The organism is Polyangium jinanense, assembly GCF_028435265.1.
GTDB lineage: Bacteria > Myxococcota_A > Polyangia > Polyangiales > Polyangiaceae > Polyangium > Polyangium jinanense.
This window is the reverse complement of sequence record NZ_JAGTJK010000002.1, coordinates 272,388-291,990: the sequence shown is the minus strand read 5'-3', so window position 1 is coordinate 291,990 and position 19,603 is coordinate 272,388. Positions and strand designations below refer to the sequence as shown.

The window sequence follows — 19,603 nt, the reverse complement described above, 5'->3', positions numbered from 1 at the left end:
TGGCAAGCAGAGGTGATTGCTTCCGGCTCTGCCGGATCAGGAAGGACGTCCCATGAAATCCGTGGCCATCTGGAGCCGCCTGCTTTCGCTGGTGACATTCCTGTTTGCACGTCCCGCATCCGCGGATCAGCCCGGCGAGCAGGACCTCTTGCTCCAGGTAGAGCTGCGTCCTCTGGTGACGGCCGATATCGAGGCCCACGTGCTCGTGAATCCAGACCATCCGAGCGGAGGCCGCACGTTCGTGCTGCTCCACGGTCTGGCCCACACCGGCGACGCCCTTCGACCGCTGGTCGAAGCCGTATTCGCGAACAAGGCGCTCAAAGCGTCGAGGGCGGTGCTCCTGAGCCTGCCCGGCCATGGCGGGAGCTCCCTGCCTCAGGGCCAAGGCGTTCTCTTTGGAGACCTCACGCTCGACGATGACGCGGCGGCCCTGATCGGCGCCCTGGATGCCCTCGTGGCTCGCGGGCTTCGCCCCGATGTCCTCGTGGGCCACAGCATGGGAGCGGGAATCGTCGAGCACGCGCAGGACCGGCTGATTGACGACGAGACCGACTTCCGAACCCGTTTCGGCATCAAAGAAGTCGTGCTGCTCGCCTCCACCATTCCGAACGCGGTCCCCCCGAACGTGTTGCCTTGGGACCTCGCGGACTCCGGCGCGGGCGCGGCGTTTCTTGCGCCCCTCGTCATCCTTTCGGATCCGATTCTCGGCCCTCATCTATCCATCCCTCCCGCGGTCTGGCCGGGCCTGTTTTTCACGAACACGATCGGCGACCTTGCGCCGGGTGCGCCGAGCGCCGCCGACGTCGTCGCCCAAGGATACATCGCGCCCGAGGCGCTGACCGCCAGCCTGGAAATGCTCGGGGCCGGCGGATGGAGTCGCCCCACGGTGGGTCCGGGAATCTTCGGTCGACGCCACGGGAGCGAGGCCTGCGTCATTGCCTTCAGCGAGGACATCTTCATCGCCGTCGACGAGGAGATGGCTCTTTATCGTTATCTCACGGGCGACACGCAATACCAGCGCTTCGTGCTCGTGACGCGCTCCGATGCCGTCCACGACATGCTCATCTCGGCCCCCGATGCCGTGGCCAGCGCGATGGAGACATGCTCGAAATGAGCTAGGGCCGGGGCTCCGGCTCGCTTGCCGAGCCGGCGAGGCCGTCTCATGGAGGCCACGGGAGGCCACGACCATGAGGCATTTCGCGCTCTCTTTCCTCGCCTTTTCCGCCGCGATCGCCGCCTTCTCCGCGGAAGCGCGGGCCGAAGCGCCGGAGGCGTTCTCCATCCGCGACCTCAAATACTCCGGCCCCGGCTGCCCCGAAGGATCCGTCGCCTACCTCGCCTCGCAGGATGCGGAGGCCTTCACGATTCTCTTTTCCAAGCTCTACGCCGAGGTCGGCCCGAACGTGGACCGCGGCAACGCCAAGAAGCGCTGCAATCTGAACATCCTCTTCGATTTCCCGGCTGGCTGGTCCTTCGCGATCGAGGGCGGCGAAGTGCGCGGGTATGCCTTCCTCGAAGCGGGCCTCAGCGGCATCATCCGCTCGACGTATTCGTTCCCCGGCCTGTCCCGCGAGGAGCGCGCGTTCGAAATCGTGCTCCAGGGCGAGATGGCCGATAATTACGAGAACCACGACGTCGTTACGCCGGACCGCCCCGTCCCCTGCACCGGTCGAAAAAACCTCCACATCAAGACCGACACCGTCATCGACGACCGCTTCGCCCGCGGCAAGAGCGGTCTGCTCACCGTCGACAGCGTGGACGGAGTGGTTCGACAAACGTATCGATTGCGCTGGACCCGCTGCCGCTGACCAGCCTGGCTCGTCGAGCCGGGTCCACGGTAGCCGTGATCGAAAAGTCTTGACGTCGGGGCGGCGATTGATGTTGGATGGTCGTACGATCGCCCACCGAGCACCCACCACACGGTGTCCGTGCCGGCGGGGTGCGGGGGCGAGCGTGGGCTCGTCATGTCCGAGCTCGAGGGGGCCATCAAAATACATCTGAAAGGGGAGGGACCCATGAGCGCTGCCTCGTCATCGCCCAATTTCAATTACGGTTTTCCGACGCCCGGCCCGCAGACGCCCAGCGGCCAGAAGGTGATGAACCACGTCTTCTTCCTCTCCGAGACGGAATGGAAGAGGGTGCGAGAAGAAGAGAAGCTCGACCTCATCATCATCGGCAGCGGCTTCTGCGCCCTGGCCCTCGCCGAGCGCACGCTCGACCGGAACCCCCACGCCAAGATCCTCATCATCGAGCGCGGCTCGTTTTTCCTCCCGCAGCACTTCCAGAACCTGCCCATCTCCTATCAACGCACCCTGGGCGGCCTCTCCGAGACCTTCCCCTGGACCCTGTCGGTCAATACAGCGAAACAGCCGAAGGGCAACATCCAGTACCAGCACGGGATGGTGCCTTTCTTCGGCGGCCGCAGCACCCTGTGGAGCGCGTGGTGCCCCCGCCCCACGCACGAGGAAATGGCGGGCTGGCCCGAGGAGGTCATTCAAGCCGCGAACCGATACTTCGAGGATGCCGAGAAGCTGCTCAACGTCGTCCCCGCCGACAAGATCGACGAAAACCTCGACGAGCCCAAGCTCCGGCGCAAGGTCGCCGAGAGCCGCCCGGTCTACTCCAAGCTGCAGAGGCGCCTGCAGAGCATGCTGAAGGACAACCGCCACGAGATCCCGTCGATGACGCGCTTCATGGCGGCGCCGTTGGCGGTCGGGGCCGGGGTCCAGGAGGGGCTCGATTTCGCGAAGTTCTCGACGCCCGCCCCACTGCTCAACCTCATCGACCGTCAGGCACGACGCGCGAAGATAGGCGAGGGCAACCCGCTGTACATCGTGACCGACTGCGTGGTCACCCGGATCCTCCAGCAGGAGATCCTCCGAGGCGAGAGCAAGGAATACCACGCCACCGCGCTCGAAACTTCGCGCGGCGTGCTCAACGTGGGTGACGCGAACGTGGTCCTCGCCATGGGGACGCTGCCGGCGACCACGCTGGTGCTCAATTCATTTCCGCAGGTCGAAAAGGCGGGCACGCGCTTCACGTCGCATTTCATCACCTCGGTGGTCGCGCGGATCCCCCGGGACGCCTACTCCTTCGGCGACGAGCTCGAGGAGCTCGAGCTCGCGGCGATCTACGTCGCGGGCGAGGACCCGAGGAGCAAGATGCAGTACCACGTTCAGCTCTCCGTGCTCTCGGACAAGAACCCCGAAAAGTTCGCTGAAAAGGCAGCTCGCTACATGCCCGACGTCGTGGCGACGGCTTCGCCCGAGCAGCTCGCGACGTCCAAGGACCACCTGGTCTTCGTGTGCGCCGTGCTCGGAGAAATCGACCACGACAACCCCGAGAACTTCTTCCGCCCGAACGGCGGATCGGATCCCACCACCAACGTGACGTTGCAGGTGCTCGCCAGCGACAAGGACCGGCAAACGTGGGATACGATGGATGAGGGCACGTTCCAGCTTCTCGAACGCGCGCTTTTGCCGAAGGGCGCGAATGACAAGGGGCTCGAATACTGGCACGGCGAACCCAACGAGGGCGCATGGTCGCAGGTGCGGCCGAGCCCCACGCAGCGCCGCGTCGCCGGCCTCGTCCACGAGGGATCGACCCTCTGGATCGGCAAGGGCAACGAGGGCGTGGTGGACCTGAACTACAAGCTCAACGGCGTGGAGAACGTGTACGTGACGGGCGGCGGCCTCTGGCCAGCCAGCGGTTCGTGGAACCCCACCCTGACGATGGTCGCCCTCGCGCAGCACCTCGCCGACAAGCTGGCCAAGCGAAGCTAGGGAATCCGGGGCTCAGGGAAACCGGCTCCGCCGCCTGCGCGAAGGCACGCCCGAGCTCCGCTTCGAGCCTGCCGTGATGATCCGCCGCGGATAGAGCGAAATACGCTTTCGCGCCACGGGGTTTGGCGGCAAAAACGAAATGGCCACCGCGGCAACGTCCGCCTCGTTCGCCCCGTGCCGCACCGCCGTGAGCCCTCCGTCGAGGAAACGGCTCACGAGGCCCTCCATGGCCTCGTCCGCGCTCGATGCGAGCAGACCGTCCGTGAACAGAAGCAGGTGCCGCACGCCCGCGAGCTTGCGCACGCCCGCACGCACGTGCGCCTCGGCCGAAAGCTCGCCGGAGAGCACGTGCTCGTCCTCCGGCGCGAGCCGCTCGAACGAGCCGTCCGCCCGCACCACGACGACCTGGCTCCTTCCGACCATCACCCACTCGAACGCGTCCTTCGCCACCCGCACCACGGCCGCCGCGCTGCCCGTTTGCGAGCCGCCTTGCGCCCGCGCCTCACCGATACGCCGATTCGCCTCCTGACAGAGCTCCGCGAGCGGCGCGCTCGTCCGCTCGCCGAACACTTCGCTCGCGATCACCCCGCTCCGCGCCCCGTCGAACACGCCGTAGACGTGCCCCGACACGAGCAGCACGTCCTCGTTCGGGGTCACCTCCCCGTGCGATTTGGACGAGGCCGCTTCGAAGAGCGTCTCGACCGTCATGGCCAGCGCTTTCCGGGGGGCCTTTCGCTTCATGTCCTCGACAATGAACCAGGTCCGCGGAGCGACGTCAATCGCCGGGCACGCTCACTTCTTGCTGCGGAAAGCGTCCGTCGCCGTGACGAGCTCGTGAACGATCCCCGGCTCGAACGCCGAGTGCCCCGCGTCGGGCACGATACGCAGATTTGCCTCGGGCAAGGCGCGGTGGAGGTCCCAGGCGCTCTTTGCGGGACAAACCACATCGTAGCGCCCTTGCACGATGACCGTGGGGATGTGCCGAATGCGTACCGCGTCCGTGAGGAGCTGCCCGTCGTGCTCGAAAAACCCGCGGTTCACGAAGTAATGGCACTCGATGCGGGCGAATGCGTCCGCGAACTTGTCGCCCGCGCACCGCGCGATGTAATCCGGATTCTGCAAGAGAAAGCTCGTGCTGCCCTCCCACACGCTCCACGCGCGGGCAGCGGCCTGCCGCACGGCCGCGTCTTCGCTCGTGAGGCGCTTGTAATACGCGGCCACGATGTCGCCTCGCTCCGCCTCGGGGATCGCGGCGAGGTAGGACTCCCAGGCGTCGGGGAAAAACGCAGCCGCGCCGATGTCCTGGTAAAACCAGTCGATCTCCCACTTGCGCAGGAGGAAAATCCCCCGCAGCACGAGCTCGGTGACGCGCTCCGGATGCTTCTCCGCGTACGCGAGCGCCAGTGTCGAGCCCCACGAGCCGCCGAAGACCTGCCAGCGCTCGATCCCGAGGTGCTCGCGCAATTGCTCGATGTCCGAGACCAGGTGCCAGGTCGTATTGTCCACGAGCGAGGCATGGGGGGTGCTCTTGCCGCAGCCGCGCTGATCGAAGAGGACGATGCGGTAATGGGCGGGATCGAAGAACCGCCGCTGCTTCGCGTCGCTGCCGCCGCCGGGGCCGCCGTGCAGGAAGACGACGGGTTTTCCGGCGGGATTGCCGGACTCCTCGAAGTAGAGCTCGTGCACGTCGGAGACGCGCAGGCGCCCGGTGCGGTAAGGCTCGATTTCTGGGTACAGCGTCCTGGGAATGGAGAGAGAACCGGCCATGGGCGCGCGAGCTTGCCAGACAGGCTCACGTCTGTCCATCGGGGGAATCTTCCAGGTCGCTCGAAACGCGTGGTATGTGTCGGGCCCCCCAGGGAGGGAGAACGCTCCATCATGAACGAACCCATTTCCTCACACGCGGCCGATCACGAGCCGCCTCCGCCCGAGCCTGTCGACGAGCTCGTGGAAGACCGCAAGAAGCGCGGGCGTCGGCTCGTCACGTTCGGAGCGCTCGCGCTCGTGATCGGGGGCGGCGGCCTCTTCGGGCTGCTCCGGTATCAGGACGCGCAAAACACGAAAGCGCTCTCCGAGGCGTGGAGCGCGTTCGCCACGTGCACGATCGGTCCCGAGCTCGACGAGAACGAGGCCGCGAGCAAGCGCTTCCGGCGCGTGCAGCTCGAAGCGATGACGATGACGGACGCCGAGCGGATGACGCCGGGCGTGGACAAACCCTGGCCCGCCGCGTGCGCGCCGCTCGGCCACGCCGTCGCCGAGGTCTGGAAGAGCGCGGGTCGCACCGAGGAAGGCGGCAAGGACCTCGGCGCGATGGCCGAATCCCTGGCGAAATCCCTGGCCGAGCCGACAGCACGCATGGCCGACCTCTCCGAGGCCATCGACGCGGCCTTCACGCAGGCGAAAAAGGCCGCCGTGCAGCGCGTCGTCGTCGAGAAGGGCCCGCGCGCGCCCGAGGCGGTCCGTCCCCTCGACGCGACGCGCCTCGACGAGCTCACCGAGCCCCTCTCGCGCACGGCGTTCACCTTGCGGGCGGCCTACACCGACGCGCACCCGGCGGGCGTGATGCGGCTGCTCATCGAGGAAAAGGGCGTGGAGAAGGCGCCGTTCCTCTGCACGTTCGCCGCGAAGGACGCGAAGGCCACCTGCAAATCGCTCCCGGGCTCGCTACCGAAGGGCCACGGCCTGCGCCTCTGGGGCACGGCCGACGACGACTCCGCGCCGCTCGTCTTCGCGGGCGAGCGTGGCCAGGCCGGCATCTTTCGCGCGGACAGCGGCGACAAGGTCGACGCCATGTACAGTTATGGCGGTTATGCCAAGAAAGACGGCGCGGCCGCGGCGCTCGGGTTCGACGAGAAGACGAAGGACCTGCTCCTCACGCGGAAGGCCTCGGGCGGCGAGCCCGGACGCACCAAGATCGAGCCCGATTTCCGCGTTGGCAATTATTATTATTCGACGCAGATCCTCTGGGATCACCTCATCCTGCGCGGCGTGACCAAGCAGAACGAGCGCCGCCTCTTCGTCTCGCCGTATGGCGTCGCGGGTAAAACCGAGCCTTCGTTCGCCGACATCGGCGAGCTGCCCGAGCCGGGCCTCGTCGAGGGCGGCGCGGACGAACCCCCGCACATCGGCGGCTGCCGATCGTCGGAGGCCATGGTCGTTCGCGTGAAAGGCTACGACAACGATTTCATGAGCTTCCTCGTCGGAGGCAAGTGGAGCCCGCCGATGTCGCCCAAGGTCAGCGACGGCTTGCTCTCCTGCCACGGCACCGAAGCCGTGGTCACGCGGCTCTATCCGGGCGGCCCGGACAAAGGCTGGGCCACGAAGATCGCCCAGAGCCAGTGCACGACCGCCGGCTGCCGCGTGCACGACGTCTCGTTCGACAAGATCCTGAAGGGCCAATACGAGTTCGGCCCGCGCGAGCTGAAGGTCGACGCGGTCGACGTCAACGGAAAGCTCCTCGTCGTGTGGGCGGCGGGCGAACGTGGCGGCGTACGCATGCGTTATGCCAAGGCCGAAGAGATCGAGCGCGCGGACGACTCGATCCTCTACGACGACCTCTACAAGGACGGCCAGGTCCAGAAGCTCTCGACGCTCTTCGACCTCCGGCTCTTCTCCCGCGATGGATTCGCGATCCTGCTCCTCTCGACGGTGACGGGCGTGTATGCGCTGCGCCTCGACACCGGCGGCGGGATGACGCCCGTCGACGTCACCTGGGAGTGACGGCGCCACGCGAGCCCCACCACGCTTCATGTTTGCCGCCGCGTGTCACGTCCGGGCGGCGCAAGCAGCCACCCGAGGAAGGACCGTAGGCACGTCGGGCCCTTCCGCGGGCGAGCGGCTCGGAACGCGACCGCGCGCTGGAAAATGCCGCCTGCGTGAGGAGACCCTCTTTTCACTGTCGCTGGCACTCGCTATATTCGTGTTTGCCATTGGATTCGGGGGCGGTTCTCCGCCTCCCACGGTCACCGGCGCGCGCGCGGCGTGCGTCCATGGAGGAGCGTGCGATGGGAGCTTGCACGAAGGTGCTGGGAGCGGTCGTCGCGATGGGAATCGCGCTCGGCACGCCTGCTTTGGCTTGGGCGCAGGCGCCTCTGGCGCCGCTGTCGGAGAGCGGCTTGCCCTGGCAGCCCGGTCAGGTGTTTACACGAGCGACCCCGTTCGGGGACGGCTACCAGCGTGTCCTGCGCGATACGTTCGAGGCATTCGAGGCATTCGCGGATCTCTCCCGTTATGGCGCGCCGCCCGCCATCACGCCGGCCGTGCAAGTGAGCGTCCCCTCGCAATTCTGGGGCGCGGACATGCGCACGTTCATTCCGCCGAGCCCCGAGCAGCCCATCATTTACGTGGGGCCGGCGCGGGCCCAGCTCATCCCCATCGAGACCGCGTCGACGGTGGTGGCTGAGTCCCGCGGCATGCAGGGCGTGCTCGTGGGCTTTCAGCTCGAGCTGCCCTGGATGATTCCGTAGGGGCCCGAAACAAAACGCTTCCGGTCGCCGGGCGCGCGTGGTGATCCCCCTGGCCACGCGCGCCCGGTATTTCTTTCAGGCCGATGGGCTCGGGCCGATCATGCGCTCGGGCCGCACGATCGCGTCGAACTCTTCGCCGGTGAGCAGCCCGAGCGCGAGTGTCGCCTCGCGTAGCGTCGTCCCCTCGGCGTGCGCCTTCTTCGCGATACGCGCGGCCGCGTCGTAGCCGAGCCGCGGCGCGAGCGCCGTCACGAGCATCAGGCTCTTCTGGAGGTTCTCCGCGATGCGGGCGCGGTTCGGCTCGATCCCGCGCGCGCAGTGCTCCTCGAACGAGGCCATCGCGTCGCCGAGCAGCCGGATCGACTGAAGCGTCACGTGGAGCAGGAGCGGCTTCATCACGTTGAGCTCGAAGTTCCCGCCCGCGCCGGCGATCCCCACGGCGACGTCGTTCCCTTGCACCATGGCCGCGACCATGATCACGGCTTCGCTCTGCGTCGGGTTCACCTTGCCCGGCATGATGGAGCTGCCGGGCTCGTTCTCGGGGATCGTGATCTCGCCGAGCCCGGCGCGCGGCCCACTCGACAGCCACCGCACGTCGTTCGCGATCTTCGTCAGGGTCGCAGCCAGCGTCTTCAGCGCGCCGTGGGCGAACACGATCGCCTCGTGCCCCGCGAGCGCCTGGAACTTGTTCGGCGCGGGCACGAACGGCAAGCCCGAGAGCGCGGCGATCTTCGCGACGGCGCGCGTCGTGAACTCCGGATGCGTGTTGAGCCCCGTCCCGACCGCGGTCCCGCCGAGCGCGAGCTCGTAGAGCGGCGGCAGCGCCCGCTCGATCATCCCCTTCACGTGATCGAGCTGTGCGACCCAGCCCGAGATCTCCTGCCCGAGCGTGAGCGGCGTCGCGTCCTGCAGGTGCGTCCTTCCGATCTTCACGACCTCGGCGAACGCCTCGGCTTTCCGCGCGAGCGTGTCGCGCAGCGTGGTGAGCTTCGGCAGCAGCGCGGCCGTGATCTCGGAGGCGATGGCCACGTGCATCGCGGTCGGGAACACGTCGTTCGAGCTCTGGCCGAGGTTCACGTGATCGTTCGGGTGGATCGGCTTCTTCGAGCCGAGCACGCCGCCGCTCGACTCGATGGCGCGGTTCGCGATCACCTCGTTCGCGTTCATGTTCGTCTGCGTCCCGCTGCCGGTCTGCCAGATCGAGAGCGGAAAATGCGCGTCGTGCTGGCCTTGGATCACCTCGTCGGCGGCGGCCACGATCCGCTGCGACTCCTCTGGCCCGAGCAGCCCGAACTCGGCGTTCGTGAGCGCGGCGGCCTTCTTCACGATGCCGAGGGCGCGGAGGAACGGCCTCGGGAAGCGCTCGGCGCCGATCGCGAAGTGATGCAGCGATCGCTCCGTCTGGGCGCCCCAGTAGCGGGAGGCCTCGACCTCGATGGGTCCGAACGTGTCGGTCTCGATGCGCGTCGTCATGCCGCAGGCTTAGCAGCGTCCGCGCTTGTCATCTGTCCGGATCTTTGCCACCTTCCGCCCCCGACGATTCTTACGTGGAGCGAGTGATGGCCGGACAGGGCATGGACGCGGTACCCCGGGAGATCTTGCGCGCGGCCTACGAGCGCAAGCCGATCTACCTGCTCAAGATTCCGCTGCATTATGGTCTCTGGGCGGGCCTCGCCTGGGTCCTCTACGCGACGCAGCATCATCGCTTCGCGATCCCGATCGGCATCGTGGTCGCGTTTACGATCGCGAACCTGATCCGCGGGCTCGGGGCGGCGGGGCACGACGCCGTGCACGGAAATCTCTCGCGTTCGAAGACGATCTCGTACTGGCTCGCGCTCCTGTGCTGGTCCCCGTCGGGGTTTCCGGTGACGCTCTACGCGAACTATCACCTGCACCATCACAAGATCACGAACACGTATCCCGACGTCGACAACGTCGTGGTCACCGATTACACGAAAAATCCAACGCTGGCGAAGATCTTCCTCTTCTGCGTCTACACGTTCGCGTACCCGATGTATTTCCTCGGGCAGATGATGAAGTTCTACATGAGCCGCCTCACGCTGGGGCAGCAGGTGCGAACGCACCTGGAGACGCTCGGTTACTTCTCGCTCGTGGGCCTCGCGGCCTGGAAGATGCCGTTCCAGGTGTGGTTCTTCTGCTTCGCCCTGCCCTTCATCTTCGGGGCGATCCTGGCGAGCGTGACGTCGATGATCGAGCATTTCGAGATGCCGGCGACGGACGACGACGCCTACAGCTCACGCACGTACGGGACGAAGAGCGATTTCCTTAATTTCTTGTGGAACAACGTCACGTACCACAACGAGCACCACAAGTACCCGGGGATTCCGTTCTACAACCTGAAGAGCTTCCACCACGCGGCGTATCCCCATTACGACGAGCGGGTGAAGGCCGAATGCTACGGCTCGGTCCTCGGCCCGACGTTCATGCTCTGGGGCCGCATCCTGAAGCTCGACGTCGACAAGCTCGAGGAGAAGTACCGCGACCTCGACAAGCAAAAAGAGCGCGAGAAGATGCTCGCGGTGCAGGGCATTCAGCCCGGCGCGGCCTGATCTCGCCTCACGGTCCTCCGGGCACGCAGATCGCCGTCGGCCCGCCCGCCCCTAGACACGAAAACCCCGGATTGCAATCCTGCGCCGAGCCGCAGGGCATCGCGCACCGTCCGACCTGGGCATTGCAGCGATGACCACCGCACACGATCGCGGTGGCCTCGGTGCAGAGGGGGGAGAGCGGGCTCGGCGGGGGCGTGGCCGTGGATGTCGGCGCGGCGGACGTCTGTCCGTATCCGGCGGCCTGGCCTTGGGGCGCGGGGCCATAAGATCCGGCGACGGTGCCTTGCCCGGGCGCGGCCGCGGGCGCGTACGCGTTGCCCCCCTCGACCGTCGGGGGCGAGCCGTCGGCCTGGCTCCCGCCACATGCCGCGAAGAAGAGCGCCCCGACGAGCACGAGCCCGCCGTGGAAGCCATGTCGCCCACGATGTCGTGACCCCATGCCCACAGCCTAGCGGAGACGAGGGCCCGTGGAAAACCCCAACGAGAGGCGGGGGCGTGCTCGACGCAGTGGGTCAAAAGGCAGGGGATCGTGCCCGCCGGGCTGTGCCGGGGACGGAGGAGGCCCTCCGAGTGTGGCTGTGTCGACGCGGCTTTTTATCCCAGAATTTTATGGGTACCGCTGCACATGTTTCGACAAACGTTTTTCTTGACGGAACCCGGGGACAAACGTAAGCGTTGCACAGCCGTCCAGGAAGGAGGCGAGGCCGCGATCTCCGAAGTGTGGTAAGAATGATGTTACCCAGGGAGCTCGTGATGCAGAACTGGATTTACAAGGAAGGTTTGGAGGACGGTCGGCAGAAGGGCCGCGAGGAGGGCCGGCAGGAGGGCCTCGCCCCGCTCGCTCACCTGTTCGAACGCCGCCTCCGCCGCCCCCTCACGCCGACCGAACGTGCGACGCTGGCCGAGCAGCTCCTTCAGCAAGGCGCCGAGCGGCTCGGCGACGTGGTCCTCGACCTCTCCCCGGAGGACCTCGCCTCCTGGCTCGCCGCGACGAACGGGCACGGAGAGGGTGTTCCACAGGCGTCGCGAGCGACTCGAGGCTAGGGAGTCCGAGCGAGGCGTACACTGTACGTCGAGCGAGGCCGACCGACGCATCGAGTCCCGCAGCAGCCTGTGGAACACCCTCTGACGCCCGTCCGCCCCTTCAGGTCCCCTCTGCCTCCTTGCAGCAGCGGAACCCTTCCTCGTAGCCGTAATCGTCTTCCTTGTGGAACCCCACCGTCGGCCGGCAGCGGCCGCGCACCGGGCCCCACCAGCCGCCTTTCAGGCCGCTCCGGTTCGGGTATTTCTGCTTCGGCCGCACCACCCATTCGTTGATGTTGCCGTTCAGGTCATACACCCCGAACGGCGACACGCAGCGCGGCATCGAGCCCGTCGGCAAGCGCTGATCGAGCTTCTCGAGCTCCGCTTTGCACTCGGGGCGCTTCATGCATCGCTCGTACTTGAACAGCTTCTTTTCGCGTTTTCGATAGGCCTTGTCGATGTTGCACGCCGTGGGGTCGCGCTCGTAGCCGTACGTGTACGGCAGCATCGCCTCGCCCTCGCACGCGAAATTGAACTCGGCCTCCGTGCAGAGCCGTTTTCCCTTCGCTTCGCAAAGCTTCTGCGCGTCGCCCCATGAGACCAGGAGCGCCGGCAGCTCGCCTTTCTGGTTCGGCCATTCATAGCGGTCCATGCAGTACCGCATCGGCGTGCGTTTCTTCGAGAGGCACACCGATGGCTCCTCGTACCGCATGCACCGCTCGCTCACCGTGCTCGGCCCGGAGCCCTCGCCCCCCTCAGACGCCTTTTTCTTCTTGGCCTGGTCCTTCTCGAATTCGTCGTGGTGCTCCACGCACCGCTGCTGCACGAGCGGACAATACTCGCCCGCGACCAGCACCATATCGGACGGACACCCCTCGCTCGTCCCAGGGAGCGCCGCATTCGCGTCCGTCGCCGCGTCCGCATCCGCCGCCGCATCCGCGTCGGCTTCCGCATCCAGCGCCGCATCGGCGAGCGCTGCGTCGAGCTCCGCGCGTGCCTCCGCAGCTTCGATCGCGGCATCGGCAGCCGCGTCGGGCGCGGGCGGCGTGGAGCCACCGCCCGAGCATGCGGGCGCCGTCGCCGAAGTGGCGAGCGCGACGCAAAACAGAAGGCCGAGGCCCAGCCTCGACGGGTTCGAAAAACGCTCGCTCATCGGCCCGGGGCGGGGATGATCTTCAGGGCCACACGCTTGCCGTCGCGCTCGACCTCGACCGTGATCTCGCGCCCCGGCTCCAGATCGCCGAGCGCGAACACGTAGTCGTGCACGTTCGTGATCTCGTGCTTGTCGAGCTTCACGATGATGTCCCCCGCTTGCAGGCCCGCGCGCGCCGCGGGTGCGTCCGGACGCACCCCCGTGAGCTTCACGCCCTTGCCCTGCCACGCGTAGTCCGGGATCGACCCGAGCGACGCCCGGAACCCTCGCCCGCCGCCTCCGCCGCCCTTGTGTGGATCCTGCGCCGCCGGCGCCTCGACAAACGCGAGCCGCTCCGGCCGCTCCGCGACCGCTTGCGTGAGGCGCGCGGCGAGCGTCGCGATGAGGTCGATGCCGCCCACGTCGACCTTGTCGGCCGTGTCACTCGGCTTGTGGTAGTCGTCGTGCACGCCCGTGAACAGGAACGCCACGGGCACGCGCGCCGCGGTGAACGAGGCGTGATCACTCGCGCCGAAGCCCTCGGCGCCGAGCTTCAGCGTGAGCGAGATCCCCGCGTTCGCCGCGTTCACGAGCTCCGGCCACGCCGCCGCCGTTCCCGTGCCGTCGACGACCAGCGTCCGGTCACGCATGCGGCCGACCATGTCCGCATTGATCATCGCCGTCACCGAGCCGATCGGCACGGGCGGGTGCTCCACCCAGTGCCGTGATCCCAGCGTACCGAGCTCCTCGGCTCCGAACGCGATGAACACGATGTTCCGCGCGGGCTTCTCGGTGAGCTTCGAGAAACGCCGTGCCACGTCGAGCAGCAGCGCCGTCCCCGAGGCGTTGTCGTCCGCGCCGTGATGGATCTCGCGCGCGCCCGGCGCGCGCGAGTGCGACGTGCCGCCCTTGCCGAGGTGATCATAGTGCGCCCCGATCACCACGTACTCCTCGGCCGTCTTCGAGCCCGCGCGCGCAGGCAGCCGCGCGACCACGTTCCACGCGTCCGCGAACGTCGGCTCGAGCCGCGTCGCCACCGTGAGCTCCGTGCCCGTGAGCGCCTTCGGCTTCACGGCGGCCTTCGGCGAGCTCACCGCCGCGTCGTCCCACTTGATCTCCGGGAACAGCACCTTCGCCGCGCTCCGCTTGAGCACCACGGCCGGGATGCCCATCCCGCTCGCGTTCTCCGGCGCGGCCGGGAGCTCCTCGCCCGCGGCCACCACGATCGCTGCCACGGCCTTGTGCTCGCGGGCCGTGCGCAGCTTGTACCGCACGCTCTTGAAGTCGCGCAGCGCCTCGGCGTTCTTGCCACCGGACTCGGGCTTTGGCGCGCCGTCCACGATCAGCGCCACCTTCCCGGCGATCTCCTTGCCGGCGTAGTCGTCCCACGACGCCGCGGGTGCCGTCACGCCGTGCCCGACGAACACGACCTCGCCCTTCGCCTCGCCCGTCTGCGCGCCTTCCGCCGTGATCACGTCGGCCGGCGCCGGCGTCTTCGCCGCCTTCTGACCCTTCTTCGCGAGCGAGACCATCGGCGCCTCGACCTTCGCGCCGACACGCGCGGAAAACTTCTGCTTGAAGTTCTTGCCGTTCCCCTCCGCATCGCCGAACGGCTCGAGCCCGAGCTCGCGGAAGCGCTTCTCCACGTGCTCGGCCGCTTGCTGCGCGCCCGCATCACCCGTGCCGCGACCTGCGAGCTCGTCCGACGCGAGCCGCTTCACGTCCTCGCCGATCCGCTGCGGATCGCCCTTCTCGATCGGGTTTTCCGCCTTCGGCGCCGGCGCTGCGGAGGAGAGCTCCGGCGGCGCGGGCGGCGGCGGGGTGACGGGCTCGGCCGCGGGACCACAGGCGGCGAGCAGGGCGAGGATGGACGCGTGGATCGCGAGGCGCCCACGAAGGCGCAGGAGGGTCGGCTTCACGGCCAACGCCTCTACCACGAAGTCGGGCTTGCGATCACCAGGGCGATGCCTTCTGGGCCGTACGTACGAGCTCGACGGCGCGGCGGCCGATGTACTCCTCCACGTCGGCCGGGGCGATGTGCCGGTCCTTGGCGAAGTCGAACTCGCGCGGCTTGCCGTCGCCGAACGTCACGCGCACGACGGCCGCGTCTCGGGCGAGCTCCACGCGCAGGCTGAAATCGCCGAGCTTCAGCTTGAAGTCGTCCGCCTGCTCGCTGAACGCGGGCGACTGCCCCTTGTCGCGCAGCCGGTCGCTGGTGAAGCGCAGCGCCTCGGCGCCCAGCGAGAGCGCGGCCTCGGCCGTGTGGAGCGCCTCTTGGACGCGCTTTCGATGCCGTTCCTGCTCCTCGGCGTCGCGCTCCGCCTTGGTCTTCGCTGCCTCGATGAGCTCGTCTCGCCAGCTTGCCACGGGGCCTCCTCGTCTCGGACTTTTGTCACGTATCCTTCAGAACGGTCCCGCTGTAAAGCCTCACCGCTCGGACCTCTTTTCGGCCGGCCCCGGCTGCGGAGGGGACGGATAAGACGCCACGTGGATCGTCTGCGTCGGAAACGCGAACGCCGAGCCGTTTTTCTCGACGATTTCCATCAGCCCGAACAGGATCTCCTCCCGCCACGTGAGGAACTCGGTCCACTCGCACGAGTCGAGCCACACCATCACCTCGATCGTGAGCGCCGAGTCGCCGAAGCCGATGAAGTTCACGTTCACCGCGTCGGGGTAAATGCCCGGCCGCTCGGCGAGATAGCTGCGCATCTCCTCCACGATCCGCCGCACCACGGCGGGGCTCGTCGAATACACGAGGCCGATCTTCGCGTGTAGCCGCAGCCGGTCGCGGGCGCTGTAGTTCTCGATCCGCATGTCCGACAGCCGCCCGTTCGGCATCGTCACGAGTGTCCGGTCGAGCGTCCGGATCCGCGTCGAACGCAGGCCGATCTGCTCCACGGTCCCCACGAGCTCGTCGACCCTCACGAAATCGCCGATGTGCAGCGGCCGGTCCACGCCGATCGTGAACGAGCCAAACAGGTTCTCGAGCGTCTTCTGGCTCGCGAGCGCGACCGCGATGCCGCCGATCCCGAGGCCGGCGATGATCCCCGTCACGTTGAGCCCGAGCTGCCCGAGCACCAAGATGAACCCGAAGATCACGAGCAGCACCTTCGCGGCCTTCGTGGAGATCGCCACGAGCGAGAGCGCGCCGCCACGATCCTTCGTGTCGCCCGCCTTCGCGATGCGCGCCCCCACGTGGTGCGCGAGCACGTCGAGCAGGCCGAACAGGCCCCAGAGCAGGCTCGCGACGAGCAGCGCGTCGACGCCCCGGCCCACCACATCGCTTGCCGCGCGGCGCAGCGCGATCGCGGGCTCCACGGACCAGAACGCCGTCGTCCCGAGGAAAAGCGTCGCGGGTCCGCGCAGCGCGACGAGCAGCTCGTCGTCCCAGGTCGTCGCCGTGCGCCGGGCGATCGGCGAGGTGAGGCGCACGAAAATCGCGGACAGGAGGGCGCCCGTGAGCATCGACAGCACGAACGCGAGCGGCAACGCGACCCACTGCCACACGGTCACGCCGTAGACCGACTTCGTGTAAGACCAGGCCGGCAGGTTGCGGATCACCCATCCCGGCGTCACGCCGGGCTGCGCGGCGAACAGGGCGATCGGCGGTTCGTCCAGCATGGCGCGCACTGTAGCGAAGGATTCGGGGCGTGGTAGCCTCGTCCCCATGATCGCAATCGGGCCCGTCTCCGCCCGGACCGACGACGGCTGGCACCTGCGCGGCGAGGTGCTCGCCGAAGGCCGTCGGCCCGCGGTGGCGTTGCTCCTGCACGCGATGATGGCGAGCCGAAGGAGCATGGACAAACCCCGCGGCGCAGGCCTCGCCACGACGCTCGCCGCGGCCGGGCTCTCGGTCGTCTCCATGGACTTGCGCGGCCACGGCGAGAGCGGCCCCTCCGCGCGAGAGGGCGCAAGGTACACGTACGATGATTGCGTGCTCTTCGACGTCCCCGCGCTCGTCGGGCTCACGCGCTCCCTGTTCCCGGGCAAACGCGTGATCGTCGTGGGACACAGCCTCGGCGCGCACGCCGCGCTCGCTGCGGCCGGTGTTTTTCCGGACAAGGCGGCCGACGCCGTCGCCTCGATCGCCGGCAACTTCTGGTTCCCTTCGGACGAACCGAGCCTCGCGCGGCGCGCCGCGAAGGCGGCCGTCCTCCGGACGTGGCTCGCCGCGGCCGAGACGGTCGGTCATTTCGACCCCAAACCATTCCGCATCGGCTCGGATGCCGTCGCGTTGCCGTACATCCGCCAGTTCTGGAAGGTCTGGTCCTCCGATCGGTGGGGCAGCATCGACGAGCGGTACGATTATGCTGAGGCGCTCTCTCGCGTCACCTGCCCGGTCCTCGCCGTGGCAAGCGAGGGCGACAAACTGCTCGCGCACCCCGAATCCGTGACGCGTTTCTTCGCGCGCATCGGGAGCGCGCAGAAGAAGCTGCGGATCGTGACGAACGCCGAGCACGAAGGCCGGGCGCCCGACCACATGGGGCTCGTCACCGATCCGCGGTCACGACCCATCTGGGAAGAAATCGCCGCGTGGGCCTCGGCGCTCGCTGAAAAGGTTTGGGGGGACGTGGCAGCGTCGCGCTAGGACATCGATCGGTTTGCAACCGCTCGATGTCCTAGCTCTTTTGTCCCGAGGGGGACGCCTCGCGTCCCCCTCTCGACCGGGCAAAGCCCGGACGATTCACCCCCCGAGGGAAGATCGCTTCGCGATCTTCCGAGCATCCAACCGGTCGATGCTCTAGCCCTGCCGCGGCAGCGTCGCCGACGAGAAGAGCCCCTCGAACGTCGTGGCGTTCGCCGACGTGCAGACGACGACCTCGGGGAACGCAGGATCGGCCGTGGGTGTGAGGGCGCCGGTCGTGTTGTCTTCTTCGTCGAAACCGGTCGAGACCTCGAGGCGGAAGGGGGCTGTCGTCACGAGGTCCTTCGCGCTCTGCGTGCGCAGGACGGCGGCCGCGAGCGGGTCGAAGAAATTGGTCTCCCCGGCCTGGAGCTGGAGGAGCGTGTAGACGAACCCCGCGTACACGTCACTTCCGGCAGCACTTCCATACGCGTTGACGTACGCCGTGGTGACCGGCACGTGGTTCGTCGCGTCGAGCGGCACGAGGACGATACGAAGGCCCGCGCGAAGGGCGATCTCCGCGGCCTTCGCGTCGACGAAGACGTTCCACTCGGCCTTCGTGTTGTCGTAATACCCCCAGGTGGCATCGCCCGGGTCGTACACGTTCCCCGGGACGCCCACCGCGCCGGCCATGGCGTAGATGGTGCCGATCCCGGCCTGAAATTCAGGAAGCGGCCGCTCCGCGAGCAGCGTGGCGAGGTTCGTGAAGCCGCCGATGCAAAGCATGTCGACGGGTTTGCCCCGGGCCGCGGCCGCGGCGAACGTCTGGTACAGGAAATCCACGGCGCTCGTCGTGGAGATCGTGGAGGTCCCGGTTCGTCCGGGCGGGGGCGGGATCGAGACGCCCCAAAACGAATCGATCGTGGCCCGGAACGAGGCCGGAAACACATTGCTGTAGAGCAGCGGCTTCTGGGCGCCGGGATAAACGTTCGCCGATTGTCCCCCGAAGACCAGGAGACGCTGCATGTTCGTCATCCCCGGCGTCAGGTGGGCCTCGCCCACGCCCGTGACGGTGACGCCCAGGATCTCGATCTCGGGGCATTTCATGAGGAAGAGCAGCGCGAGCCAGTCGTCCCAGCCGGCGTCGGTGTCGATCACGATCTGTCGAAGCACGTTCAAGAGGTCCTCCTCGCGTCTCCGTGCTCAGCGTGGGCTGCCGGCCGGCGCTTTCAATCGATCTGCAAATGCCAGTGCGGCGGGGCCGACTCTTCGAGCAGCGTCACGCCCTTCGCCTCGTTCACGGCCGCGACGAATGCCTTCTTGTCGGCGGACGACATGTCGCGGTTTCGCACGTCCACGGCACCAGCGCGCAGATGCGCCGAAATGTACACGCCCCGGGCGATCTGCGATTTGAGCACCTCGTGCATCGCGGCGACGACGTCGTCCGGCTCCTTGCGCGCCGCCCGCGCTCGCTCGTACGCCTGCTTGATCTCCCGCGCAGCTTCCTTGTTCCGGTAGAGCTGCATCGGATCGCCGCCGAGGCGCAGCATCTTGTACATCGCCTTGGCCTGCCGCGCCGCGTCCCGCGTCCCGCTCGTGACCGTGACGTGTTTTCCCGTCCGCTTGAAGTACGCCTCGTCGATCGCGTCCACCTTGTCCGCGACCGGATCCGGCAACGTTACGTCCGTAAGCGCACTCCACGCCGGAGGTTTTCCCCGTGGTGTCGACTTTTCGAGGCGCGGCGGCGATAGAGGCGGGCGGGCGGCTTCCTCCGGCGACAGGGGGGGCAGATCGTCGCAGTCGAGGGCCAGCGCGGCGCGCGGCTCGGCCGTGGGGATCGGCGGCAGGAGGAAAGACGCGTCGAGCTCCGCGACCTCGCGCGAGCAGCCAGCACCGAGGGCAAGCGTGCAGGCGAGGGCGACCTTTCGAGCGAGCGAGCTCCGCATGACGGCGCCCGCGATGCTCGCATCGACGGGCCGGGCGCGCCAAAAAAGCGACGTCTTTTCGCTGCGCTGTGGGGTATTCTCGGCGAAATTTACTGGAGTTCGGGCGGACCGGTCTACACT

Annotated in this window: 18 protein-coding genes; 8 read left to right on the top strand and 10 right to left on the bottom strand. The window is 67.6% G+C overall.

The annotated features are described in order from the left end of the window. Positions 1-52 precede the first annotated feature (52 nt). The 3 genes from KEG38_RS05545 (at position 53) to KEG38_RS05535 (ending at position 3,782) form a co-directional block, all read left to right on the top strand. On the top strand, positions 53-1,114 hold the full coding sequence (locus tag KEG38_RS05545; RefSeq protein ID WP_272417980.1) for an alpha/beta fold hydrolase: 1,062 nt from the start codon (positions 53-55) through the stop codon (positions 1,112-1,114). Positions 1,115-1,187: 73 nt separating this feature from the next. Continuing rightward, positions 1,188-1,808 (top strand): DUF4360 domain-containing protein, encoded by a 621-nt coding sequence (locus KEG38_RS05540; RefSeq protein ID WP_272417979.1) that lies wholly within the window; start codon positions 1,188-1,190, stop codon positions 1,806-1,808. Positions 1,809-2,015: 207 nt separating this feature from the next. After that, positions 2,016-3,782 carry a GMC oxidoreductase gene (locus KEG38_RS05535; protein WP_272417978.1) on the top strand — a complete coding sequence of 589 codons (1,767 nt, stop codon included), beginning with the start codon at positions 2,016-2,018 and terminating at the stop codon, positions 3,780-3,782. A gap of 12 nt (positions 3,783-3,794) precedes the next feature. Here KEG38_RS05535 and KEG38_RS05530 read toward each other — a convergent pair whose 3' ends face one another. Further along, positions 3,795-4,523, bottom strand: coding sequence for a PP2C family serine/threonine-protein phosphatase (locus tag KEG38_RS05530; RefSeq protein WP_272417977.1), 729 nt, complete (start codon positions 4,521-4,523; stop codon positions 3,795-3,797). Positions 4,524-4,574: 51 nt separating this feature from the next. Then, positions 4,575-5,549, bottom strand: coding sequence for a prolyl aminopeptidase (gene pip / locus KEG38_RS05525; RefSeq protein ID WP_272417976.1), 975 nt, complete (start codon positions 5,547-5,549; stop codon positions 4,575-4,577). 111 nt (positions 5,550-5,660) lie between these two features. Here pip and KEG38_RS05520 point away from each other — a divergent pair, with 111 nt between their 5' ends. Continuing rightward, complete coding sequence (locus KEG38_RS05520; RefSeq protein WP_272417975.1) at positions 5,661-7,502, top strand: hypothetical protein; 1,842 nt, start codon at positions 5,661-5,663, stop codon at positions 7,500-7,502. A gap of 284 nt (positions 7,503-7,786) precedes the next feature. Beyond that, the gene (locus KEG38_RS05515) at positions 7,787-8,248 is read left to right on the top strand and encodes a hypothetical protein (RefSeq protein ID WP_272417974.1); all 462 of its coding nucleotides are present in this window, start codon (positions 7,787-7,789) and stop codon (positions 8,246-8,248) included. A gap of 75 nt (positions 8,249-8,323) precedes the next feature. On the opposite strand, the gene fumC is transcribed toward KEG38_RS05515, so the two are convergent. Then, positions 8,324-9,721: a class II fumarate hydratase gene (fumC, locus tag KEG38_RS05510; protein WP_272417972.1), complete on the bottom strand. Its 1,398-nt coding sequence runs from the start codon at positions 9,719-9,721 to the stop codon at positions 8,324-8,326. An 86-nt stretch (positions 9,722-9,807) separates the two neighbouring features. Here fumC and KEG38_RS05505 point away from each other — a divergent pair, with 86 nt between their 5' ends. Then, positions 9,808-10,818 (top strand): fatty acid desaturase family protein, encoded by a 1,011-nt coding sequence (locus KEG38_RS05505; RefSeq protein WP_272417971.1) that lies wholly within the window; start codon positions 9,808-9,810, stop codon positions 10,816-10,818. Positions 10,819-10,825: 7 nt separating this feature from the next. On the opposite strand, the gene KEG38_RS05500 is transcribed toward KEG38_RS05505, so the two are convergent. Beyond that, a complete protein-coding gene (locus tag KEG38_RS05500) occupies positions 10,826-11,257 on the bottom strand; it encodes a hypothetical protein (RefSeq protein WP_272417970.1) in 432 nt (143 codons plus the stop codon). 290 nt (positions 11,258-11,547) lie between these two features. Here KEG38_RS05500 and KEG38_RS05495 point away from each other — a divergent pair, with 290 nt between their 5' ends. After that, positions 11,548-11,862 carry an RpnC/YadD family protein gene (locus KEG38_RS05495; protein ID WP_272417969.1) on the top strand — a complete coding sequence of 105 codons (315 nt, stop codon included), beginning with the start codon at positions 11,548-11,550 and terminating at the stop codon, positions 11,860-11,862. Positions 11,863-11,962: 100 nt separating this feature from the next. Here KEG38_RS05495 and KEG38_RS05490 read toward each other — a convergent pair whose 3' ends face one another. Genes KEG38_RS05490 through KEG38_RS05475 form a run of 4 tightly spaced genes read right to left on the bottom strand, consistent with a single transcriptional unit; the run spans position 11,963 to position 16,594 of the window. Then, positions 11,963-12,994 (bottom strand): formylglycine-generating enzyme family protein, encoded by a 1,032-nt coding sequence (locus KEG38_RS05490; RefSeq protein ID WP_272417968.1) that lies wholly within the window; start codon positions 12,992-12,994, stop codon positions 11,963-11,965. Continuing rightward, on the bottom strand, positions 12,991-14,892 hold the full coding sequence (locus KEG38_RS05485) for a M20/M25/M40 family metallo-hydrolase (RefSeq protein WP_272417967.1): 1,902 nt from the start codon (positions 14,890-14,892) through the stop codon (positions 12,991-12,993). Before KEG38_RS05485 ends, KEG38_RS05490 begins: the two co-directional genes overlap by 4 nt. Before the next feature lie 34 nt (positions 14,893-14,926). Next, complete coding sequence (locus KEG38_RS05480; RefSeq protein ID WP_272417965.1) at positions 14,927-15,340, bottom strand: hypothetical protein; 414 nt, start codon at positions 15,338-15,340, stop codon at positions 14,927-14,929. 60 nt (positions 15,341-15,400) lie between these two features. Beyond that, positions 15,401-16,594: a mechanosensitive ion channel family protein gene (locus KEG38_RS05475; RefSeq protein WP_272417964.1), complete on the bottom strand. Its 1,194-nt coding sequence runs from the start codon at positions 16,592-16,594 to the stop codon at positions 15,401-15,403. Between the two features lie 46 nt (positions 16,595-16,640). Between KEG38_RS05475 and KEG38_RS05470 the strand changes: the two genes are divergently transcribed. Continuing rightward, complete coding sequence (locus KEG38_RS05470) at positions 16,641-17,561, top strand: alpha/beta fold hydrolase (protein WP_272417963.1); 921 nt, start codon at positions 16,641-16,643, stop codon at positions 17,559-17,561. A gap of 153 nt (positions 17,562-17,714) precedes the next feature. Here the strand turns inward: KEG38_RS05470 and KEG38_RS05465 are convergent, their stop codons facing one another. Both KEG38_RS05465 and KEG38_RS05460 read right to left on the bottom strand, forming a co-directional pair. After that, positions 17,715-18,710, bottom strand: coding sequence for a nucleoside hydrolase (locus KEG38_RS05465; protein ID WP_272418620.1), 996 nt, complete (start codon positions 18,708-18,710; stop codon positions 17,715-17,717). Between the two features lie 56 nt (positions 18,711-18,766). Further along, complete coding sequence (locus KEG38_RS05460; protein ID WP_272417962.1) at positions 18,767-19,483, bottom strand: hypothetical protein; 717 nt, start codon at positions 19,481-19,483, stop codon at positions 18,767-18,769. Positions 19,484-19,603 lie beyond the last annotated feature (120 nt).